A 2319-nucleotide genomic window follows, 5' to 3' on the forward strand; every position below is an offset into this window, starting at 1 on the left:
GAGCTCGAGGCCTTCTATCCCACCGACGTGCTGGTGACCGGCTTCGACATCATCTTCTTCTGGGTAGCCCGGATGATGATGATGGGCTGCTGGTTCATGGGCGATGTGCCGTTCCGCACGGTCTACATCCACGGCCTGGTCCGCGACGAGACCGGCCAGAAGATGTCCAAGACCAAGGGCAACGTGGTCGATCCGCTCGACTTGGTCGACCAGTACGGCGCGGATGCGCTGCGCTTCGGCATCCTGGCCTCGCTGGCGCAGGGCCGGGACATCAAGTTCGGCGAGGCCCGCGTCCAGGGCTACCGCAACTTCGTCACCAAGCTCTGGAACGCCTGCCGCTTCGCCGAGCTGAACGGCGTCGTGCTCGATCCGGCCTTCGATCCGCGCATGGCCAGGCAGCAGCTCAACCGCTGGATCCTGGGGAGGCTCGCCACCACCGCAAGCGAGGTGACCGAGGCACTGGCCTCCTACCGCTTCAACGATGCGGCGATGGGGCTGTACCGGTTCATCTGGGACGGGTTCTGCGACTGGTACCTGGAGCTGGCCAAGCCCTTCTTCCAGGGCGGCGACGACGAGGCGGCCGCGGCCGAGACCCGGCGGACCATGGGCTACGTGCTCGCCAACGTGCTCCAGCTGCTGAACCCGCTGGCCCCCTTCGTGACCGAGGAGCTGCACGCCCGGCTGTTCGGCACGCCGGATGGCCAGCTGATCAGCGATCCCTGGCCGGAGCTGCCGGAAGGCCTGAACGATGCCGAGGCGGTTGCCGAGATCGAGTGGCTGATCGGCGCCATCTCGGCCATCCGTGCCGCGCGCGCCGACGTCAACGTCCCGCCCGCGGCGGTGCTCGACTTGCAGGTCGAGGAGGCGAGCCCGCTGACCCGTGCCCGCCTGCAGCGCCATCGCCCGGCCCTGGAGCGGCTGGCCCGGGTCGGCACGATCGCACTGGATGCGGCGCGGCCTGAGGGCGGCGTGGCCCAGCTCGTGGTGGACGAGGCGACGTTCGTGCTCCCGCTCGGCAGCTCGATCGACCTGGACGCGGAGCGGAAGCGGCTGGCCAAGGAGATCGAGAAGGCCAGGAAGGACTCGGCGGCGGCCGCCGGCCGGCTGCGCAATCCAGGCTTTCTCGCCAAGGCCGATCCGGACGTGGTCGAGGAGACCCGGGCGCGCGTGGGCGAGCTCGACCAGCGCGCCGCACGGCTGGAGAAGGCGCTGGCAGCGCTCTGACCCTAGCCTGCGACTCGGGCCGGCTTCAGGGGACGGGCGTTACCAGCCTGGGGTCGGGCTCGAGCAGGCGGTGCAGGTGCACCACGAAATAGCGGACCTGCGCGTTGTCGACGGTGGCCTGCGCCTTGGCGCGCCAGGCCTTTTCCGCCTCGGCGTAGTTGGGAAAGATCCCGACGATGTCGAGCTTGGACAGGTCCGAGAACTCGATCTTGGACGGGTCGGTCAGTTCCCCGCCGAACACGAGGTGCAGGAGCTGCTTGGTCATGGTGCCGGTCCCGGGGATGGTGCCAGGTGATCAGGACCGCGCCAGACTGCAGGCCCGGGCAGCGGAAGTGAACGCCGTCCCGCCCGCTGCGACCGGCTGTCGCGCCGGACCAGCTCCTTCCTCCGCCGTCTCAGGCCTGGGCCGGCTCCATCAGCCGGTGGGTCATGGGCAAGGTCACCTCCCAGCGGCCATCGTCGTCGCGACCAAGATTGCCGCTGTCCGCCTGCAGCAGGACTTCCGCGCCTCCCTCCGTCAGGATGCTCATCGTGACCAACGGGCCCTCGATGCGCCGGACCCGACCGGTCCAGATCAGGTCGCTCGGGCGCACTGCCCCGCTCGGCACCACGCAGGTCGACTTCACGACGATTTCGTCACCGAGCAACAGCCCACTCATCGCATTTCCCCCGACTGCTCGCGTCGAGCCTGAGTAAGACCATACCGGCTGGAAGGGATGCCGGTCATGATGATTCAATAGGGTGCGACCATTATACCACGCCGAACGTAATATATTTCCAGTCGACCGGTCCGGTTATGTCTTCAGCGGCAGATCAGCCGCTATTACCGGCTACTGATCATACCAGTAGATGTGTACCACTTGGCACCTGTGGACTACAGCGAAGCTGCTGCACTACCGGGCCGCATGTCACTTGAGTTGGCCCGATCTGGCGTTCGCCTGCGCTCGCAGTGCGCCGCCAGTTTCCGGAAAGCATGTGATCCTGATCACGAAGACGCCGCTCTGAAGCCGTTAGCATGTTCGTCAGACGTCCGATGGCTCGGTCAGGTAATAGTAACATTCCTGCCAGACCCGGACGTTCCCGCCCCGATCATGC

General features: G+C 66.8%; 3 protein-coding genes. 1 reads left to right on the top strand and 2 read right to left on the bottom strand.

Going from position 1 to position 2319, the window contains the following annotated elements:
• Window positions 1–1224 (top strand): class I tRNA ligase family protein (locus EQG76_RS02800; RefSeq protein ID WP_159710426.1); only part of this gene is annotated, 1224 nt, incomplete at its 5' end.
• Between the two features lie 25 nt (window positions 1225–1249).
• Here the strand turns inward: EQG76_RS02800 and EQG76_RS02805 are convergent.
• Complete coding sequence (locus EQG76_RS02805; RefSeq protein WP_159710428.1) at window positions 1250–1489, bottom strand: DUF4170 domain-containing protein; 240 nt, start codon at window positions 1487–1489, stop codon at window positions 1250–1252.
• A gap of 130 nt (window positions 1490–1619) precedes the next feature.
• Window positions 1620–1883, bottom strand: a complete 264-nt coding sequence (locus tag EQG76_RS02810; protein ID WP_159710430.1) for a hypothetical protein — start codon at window positions 1881–1883, stop codon at window positions 1620–1622.
• Between the last annotated feature and the right edge of the window lie 436 nt (window positions 1884–2319).

The organism is Geminicoccus flavidas (assembly GCF_009806515.1).
In the GTDB taxonomy this organism is placed as follows: Bacteria; Pseudomonadota; Alphaproteobacteria; order Geminicoccales; family Geminicoccaceae; genus Geminicoccus; species Geminicoccus flavidus.